Origin of the sequence: Pseudomonas sp. DVZ6, assembly GCF_024259445.1 — a bacterium.
Taxonomy (GTDB): domain Bacteria; phylum Pseudomonadota; class Gammaproteobacteria; order Pseudomonadales; family Pseudomonadaceae; genus Aquipseudomonas; species Aquipseudomonas peradeniyensis.
In genome coordinates this window covers 1-364 of sequence record NZ_JANCLM010000122.1, presented here as the reverse complement: position 1 = coordinate 364, position 364 = coordinate 1, and the positions used below count along the sequence as shown (strand labels likewise).

The 364-nt window shown below is 58.5% G+C and carries 1 protein-coding gene; it reads left to right on the top strand.

Features of this window, described 5'->3' with window-relative positions:
* Positions 1-364: immunoglobulin-like domain-containing protein (locus NMG10_RS25910; protein ID WP_254465386.1), on the top strand; the 364-nt coding region annotated here is incomplete at both ends.

Here is a 364-nt window from a genome sequence, read left to right as displayed (position 1 = left end):
TGCCAACGGCACCTTCACCATCACCGCACCGGACGACGTGTTTGTCGGTGGCCAGCCTTCGATCGTCAACAAGATCGAATCGGTTGTCGGTGGTGACAACTTCGAGAAATTGACTCTCGGTGACAACTCGGTCACCACGACTGTGACCGACGAGCCAGGCACCGGTACTCCTGGCACCGACAACCAGGGCGACAAGGTCACCGTCACCATCGTTGGCAAAGGCGATGTCACCGAAGACCAGCAACCTGCCTTCACCGTCAAGGTCAGCCAGAAACTCGACCACGACCTGACCGTGACCCTGTCGAACGGCGACAAAGTCGTCATTCCAGCCGGTCAGACCGAAGCCGAGTACAAAGCCAAGGCT